The organism is Tardiphaga sp. (genome assembly GCF_028290785.1).
Lineage (GTDB): Bacteria > Pseudomonadota > Alphaproteobacteria > Rhizobiales > Xanthobacteraceae > Tardiphaga.
Genome location: NZ_JAQGJD010000182.1, coordinates 1 through 5,773, shown reverse-complemented (window position 1 = coordinate 5,773; position 5,773 = coordinate 1). Strand labels below are relative to the sequence as shown.

Below are 5,773 nucleotides of genomic sequence, written 5' to 3'. Positions count from 1 at the left end.
GTGCTGGCGAAGGTGAAGGGTCACGATTCCGAACCGCTGGTGAACGAAGTGGTATTGCGCTCTCAGGCCCAGGCCGAATATTCCGCCGAGAATTACGGACACTTCGGTCTGAACCTGCGCCGCTACGCGCATTTCACTTCGCCTATCAGGCGATACGCAGATCTGATCGTTCATCGCGCGCTGATCCGAGGCCTTGGCCTAGGCGAAGGCGCGCTGCCCGACACCGAGACGCCGGAAACGCTGGCGGAAGTCGCCGCGCAAATCTCCGTCACTGAGCGCCGCGCCATGAAGGCGGAGCGCGAAACATCGGACCGGCTGATCGCCCATTTCCTGGCCGACCGCATCGGCGCGACGTTTCAGGGTCGCATCTCGGGCGTCACCCGCGCCGGCCTGTTCGTGAAGCTCAACGACACCGGCGCCGACGGGCTGATTCCGATCCGCACGCTCGGCACCGAATACTTCAACTACGACGAAGCCCGCCACGCGCTGGTCGGCACGCGTAGCGGTGCCATGCACCGACTGGGCGACGTGGTCGATGTCCGACTGGTGGAGGCCGCGCCGGTGGCGGGTGCATTGCGGTTCGAACTTCTTTCGGAGGGCCAGGTTGAACGCAAAGGCCAGCGTCGCGAAGCCCGCGGCGTCGGCACGGTGGGCATCGGTCGGTCTCCCAGCGGCAAGTCCGCCAAGGGAACTTTTAAAAGCCCCTCGACGAAGCCGGCCAGGCCGCCGAAAAAGATCAAGCTTGGACGTAATGCCCGATTGAAAGCCAAGGCCGCAGCCGGCAATGCAGGGAACAGTCAGGCTGGCGGACAACCCGCCGGCAAGCCCAAGAAGAAGGGGAAATCGTGATGACAGATACTCCCGCGAAAACCTGGACCTCCGCGCTCGATCCCGCTGCCAAGCGCAACGTCTGGACCGCGATGAAGCGCGGCTTCGTTGGCCGATGCCCGAACTGCGGCGAAGGCAAGCTGTTTCGCGCCTTCCTCAAGGTGGCCGACAACTGCTCAGTGTGCGGTCAGGACTTTACCGCGCATCGCGCCGACGACCTGCCCGCTTATCTCGTGATCGTCATTGTCGGCCATCTGCTGGTGCCGGTGATCCTGTGGATCGAGACCGACTACTCGCCGGCGATCTGGTTACAACTGGCGGTGTATTTGCCGTTCACGCTGTTCGCGTCATTAGCGCTACTGCAGCCGGTGAAGGGCGCCGTGGTCGGATTGCAATGGGCGTTCCGCATGCACGGATTTGGCGACGGCAACCCCGACTGATACGCTGCCCGTCCACGCGACAAGATCAAGAAAATTCAAAAAAGTTCGAGGACGGCATGAGCGAAGTACAGATCGGCAAGGAAGCGGATCACCATCCCTACAAGCGCCCGCGCGACGCCGCGACCCTGATGCTGGTGGATCGATCCGGGCCGATTCCGAAAGTGCTGGTCGGCAAGCGTCACGACAATGTGGTGTTCATGCCGGGCAAGTTCGTGTTTCCCGGCGGTAGCGTCGACAAGACCGATAACAAGATTCCGATCGCGGCCCCGCTGCCGCCGGAACTCGAAGCCAACCTAGCCAAGGGCAGTCCGAAAACGCTGCCGTCGCGCGCACGCGCGCTGGCCGTCGCCGCGATCCGCGAAGCCTGCGAAGAGACCGGGCTCTGCCTCGGCCGCAAGGTCGAAGGCAATGCGAAGAAGCTTCCCGGTCCGTGGTCGGCCTTCAGCGATGCCGGCCTGCTACCGGATCCTTCCGGGCTGTTCCTGATCGCGCGGGCCATTACTCCCCCCGGTCGTATCAAGCGTTTCGATACCCGCTTCTTTACGGCCGATGCTTCGGCGATCGCGCATCGTATCGAAGGCGTGATCCACGCCGATGCCGAGCTGGTCGAACTGGTCTGGGTCGAGCTCGGCTCGGAGCATCTTGCCGATGCCCACGCAATGACGAAGAACGTACTTAACCAATTGCAGAAGCGCCTTGCTACAGGTCCTTTGCGGCACAATGCGCCGCTACCGTTCTTCCATTGGTACAGCGGTAAGATGCAGCTCGACATGCTGCCCGGCGAAACCTGATCGAACGGTATTAACTCTGCGACATTGTCACAATTTTTTTAACGCAATTCTCTGCCGCAACCGCTAACAACTCGCGATCCAGACGCGAGGAGTTTTCGACATGGGGCAGATGAATCGAATACAGGAAGTCGACTTTTCGACTTTCACGCCGGACTCCCTTGGATACCGCCAGAAAGCGTCCGCTCTCGGACAGAGGGCCAGCATGGAAAGCGACGTCGAGAAGGTCCGCGCGCTGCTCGATCTTGCGGTATCCTGGATCCAGCTTGCGGAGAACGAAGAGCTGATGGCCAGCGAGATGCGCGCGACGCCCTCCGAATTCTAAGCCGGCGCCCCCCAGGGCTCAACGTTAGTCGGACGTAGCGTAAATCGACCATCTTGCTCCGAGAAATCGCAATAATCTTCTCGTTACCGGATGATGCCTTTCACCTGCGGTATTCCTATCTGTGACCAGCAATCACATAGGGGTTCTGAAATGGCGAAGCGTCAGTTGCGGCTTGGAGCGTTCATGCGACCGGTCAGCATTCACACCGGCGCCTGGCGCTATCCCGGCGCGGTGCCCGACGCCAATTTCAATTTCCCGGTATTGAAGCAGCTGATCCAGAAGCTGGAAGCCGGCAAGTTCGACGCCTTTTTCATGGCCGATCACCTCGCCGTGCTCAACATGCCGATCGAGGCGCTGAAGCGCAGCCACACCGTCACGTCATTCGAGCCGTTCACGCTGCTGTCGGCGCTGGCCGCGGTCACCGAGCATATCGGCCTGGTCGCCACCGGCTCCACCACCTTCGACGAGCCCTATCACGTTGCGCGCCGCTTCGCCTCGCTGGACCACATCAGCAATGGCCGTGCCGGCTGGAACATCGTCACTACATCCAATCCCGATGCAGCGCTGAACTTCGGTCTCGACGACCACATGGAGCACGCCGAGCGCTACAAACGCGCCCGCGAATTTTACGACGTGGTCACCGGCCTGTGGGATTCCTTCGCCGACGACGCCTTCGTGCGCGACGTCGAAAGCGGCATCTACGTAGATCCCGAGAAGATGCATGTGCTCGACCACAAGGGAAAATACTTCAAGGTGCGAGGGCCGCTCAATATCGCCCGCCCGGTGCAAGGCTGGCCGGTGATCGTGCAGGCCGGTGCCTCCGATGACGGCAAGCAGCTTGCGGCGGAAACCGCGGAAGCGGTGTTTACCGGTGGCGGCTCGATCGGTGACGCCCAGAAACTCTATGCCGACATCAAGGGCCGCATGGACAAGCTCGGCCGCAACCGTGATCACCTGAAAATTCTGCCCGGCGCTTTTGTCGTGGTCGGCGACAGCGTCGAGGAGGCCCAGGAAAAGCGCGCGCTGCTTGACAGCAAGGTGCACTACGCCAACGCCATCGCATCATTGTCGATCATGATCGGCTCGGACGCCTCCGGCTTCGATCCCGACGGCCCGCTGCCGGAGATCCCCGAGACCAATGCCAGCAAGAGCGGCCGGCAGCGCGTCATCGATCTGGCCGCCCGCGAAAACCTCACGGTGCGCCAGCTCGCCCAGCGGCTCGGCGGCTATGGCGGCTCGGCCTTCGTCGGCACGCCCACGACCATCGCCGATCAGATGGAGGAATGGCTGGTCACCGAGGCATCTGACGGTTTCAACATCATGTTCCCGTTCCTGCCCGAGGGCCTCGACGACTTCGTCGACAAGGTGATCCCGGAACTGCAGAGGCGTGGAATCTTCCGGACCGAATACGAAGGCCGGACGCTGCGGGAGAATTTGGGCCTGCCGCGGCCGGAAAACCGCTTCTTTCCGGGCTAAGGAGCCGGATTCCGGCGCTTTTCCGGGCCGGAAAACCTTGACTTTGGGGCGTTCGAGGCTAGGTTGCGCCCAACGCGGCCAGTGCTCTGGCTGTCACCGATTCCTGACATTCAGAGGTTTTCACATGGCCAAAGCGGTCACCATCAAGATCAAGCTCGTTTCCACCGCGGACACCGGCTTTTATTACACCGCGAAGAAGAACTCGCGCACCATGACCGACAAGATGGTCAAGAAAAAGTATGACCCCGTCGCGCGCAAGCACGTCGAGTTCAAGGAATCCAAGATCAAGTAAGCGCTGGGTTCAGCCGCTGACGGATGGAACGGGACCCGAAAGGGTCCCGTTTTTTATGGCGAAGTGGACGCGCCGTCACCCTGAGGTGCGAGCGCTTGCGAGCCTCGAAGGGCGGCGGCGCAGAACGCCATCCTTCGAGGCGAGCCGAATACGGCTCGCACCTCAGGATGACGACAGAGATCGGTTGAAGCGAAGCTAAATCACGCCGCGGCGGCGACCACGCGGTTGCGGCCGTCATGCTTGGCGCGGTACAGCGCCACGTCGGCGCGCTTGAGTACGTCCGCGACCGGCTCGCCCTTCTTCTCCAGCGTCGATAGCCCGATCGAGATCGTGACCTCGACGCGCTTGTTGCCCTTGTCGATGGAGAACGCTTCGCCGGCGATCGAGCGGCGAAGCCGCTCGGCCACCATGCTGGCGACCTGCTGGTCGGTCTCCGGCATCACGATGACGAATTCCTCGCCGCCGTAGCGGCACGCCAGATCGATGCCGCGGATCGATTTGCGGATTCGCACCGCGAATTCGCGCAGCACGTCGTCGCCGGCGTCGTGGCCATGGGTGTCGTTGATCGATTTGAAGAAGTCGATGTCGAGCATCATCAGGGCCAGCGGCTTGCTGCGGGTGGCGGCCTGCTCTGCCAGCGTTTGCAGGTGGGTTTCCATGTAGCGGCGGTTGTGCAGCCCCGTCAGCCCGTCGGTGATGGCCATTTCGATGGAGTTCTGCACGTTGTCGCGCAGGTGGTCGGTATAGCGGCGGCGGCGGATCTGGGTGCGCGCCCGCGCCAGCAGCTCGTTCTTGTCGACCGGACGCGTCAGGTAGTCGTTGACGCCGATCTCCAGCCCACGCAGCAGCCGCGCGTTGTTATCGGCATCGGCAATGGCGAGGATCGGTACCTGCCGTGTGCGCTCCAGCGATCGGGCCTGACTGCACAGCCGCAGCCCGTCGAAATTCTCCAGGCTCAATGAGACGATCAGCAGATCGTAATTGCCTTCGGCGGCGTGGAACAGCGCTTCGGTGGGATTGGGCTCCACGTCGACGGTGTGTTCCGCCGAGAGCACCGGTGCCAGCCGCTCATACGACGATGGCCTGTCATCGACCAGCAGGATGCGACCGCCGAGGCCGAGATCCGACACCGCGCTGCGCTCCGGCGCCTGCATCCCGATTTCCAGCGAGGTGATGGCGCGCATCCGCAGTTCGTCGGTCATCATCTTCAACCGCGTCAGCGATCGCACTCGCGCCACCAGCACGGCATCGGCAACCGGCTTGGTAAGGAAATCGTCGGCGCCGGCCTCCAGCCCGCGAACGCGGTCGGACGGACTGTCGAGCGCCGTGACCATGACCACGGGGATGAAATGCGTCTTGGGATTGGCCTTGAGCCGGCGGCAGACCTCGAAGCCGTCCATGTCCGGCATCATGACATCGAGCAGGATCAGGTCGCATTCCGCACGCGCGCAGATCGCCAGCGCCTCGGCGCCGCTCGACGCGGTGATGACGTCGAAGTATTCGGCGGACAGCCGGGCTTCCAGCAGCTTGACGTTGGCGGGGATGTCATCGACGACCAGAATGCGTGCCGACATCGCAAACTCCTCAACCGATAAACCGACGAACGGTCTCGATGAACTTTCCA

The 5,773-nt window shown here is 62.4% G+C and carries 6 protein-coding genes; 5 read left to right on the top strand and 1 reads right to left on the bottom strand.

The genetic code is table 11. The annotated features are described in order from the left end of the window. The 5 genes from JWR89_RS10605 to rpmG all read left to right on the top strand — a co-directional run. Positions 1 to 849: RNB domain-containing ribonuclease (locus JWR89_RS10605; protein ID WP_299715397.1), on the top strand; the 849-nt coding region annotated here is incomplete at its 5' end. Then, positions 849 to 1,268 (top strand): DUF983 domain-containing protein, encoded by a 420-nt coding sequence (locus JWR89_RS10600; protein WP_299715394.1) that lies wholly within the window; start codon positions 849 to 851, stop codon positions 1,266 to 1,268. The genes JWR89_RS10605 and JWR89_RS10600, both read left to right, overlap by 1 nt. A gap of 56 nt (positions 1,269 to 1,324) precedes the next feature. Further along, the gene (locus tag JWR89_RS10595; protein ID WP_299715391.1) at positions 1,325 to 2,059 is read left to right on the top strand and encodes an NUDIX hydrolase; all 735 of its coding nucleotides are present in this window, start codon (positions 1,325 to 1,327) and stop codon (positions 2,057 to 2,059) included. Positions 2,060 to 2,531: 472 nt separating this feature from the next. Further along, positions 2,532 to 3,857: an LLM class flavin-dependent oxidoreductase gene (locus JWR89_RS10590; protein ID WP_299715388.1), complete on the top strand. Its 1,326-nt coding sequence runs from the start codon at positions 2,532 to 2,534 to the stop codon at positions 3,855 to 3,857. Positions 3,858 to 3,981: 124 nt separating this feature from the next. Further along, entirely contained in the window at positions 3,982 to 4,149 is a 168-nt protein-coding gene (gene rpmG / locus JWR89_RS10585; protein ID WP_143574180.1) for a 50S ribosomal protein L33, read from the top strand. A 200-nt stretch (positions 4,150 to 4,349) separates the two neighbouring features. On the opposite strand, the gene JWR89_RS10580 is transcribed toward rpmG, so the two are convergent. Continuing rightward, complete coding sequence (locus JWR89_RS10580; protein ID WP_299715383.1) at positions 4,350 to 5,723, bottom strand: PleD family two-component system response regulator; 1,374 nt, start codon at positions 5,721 to 5,723, stop codon at positions 4,350 to 4,352. Between the last annotated feature and the right edge of the window lie 50 nt (positions 5,724 to 5,773).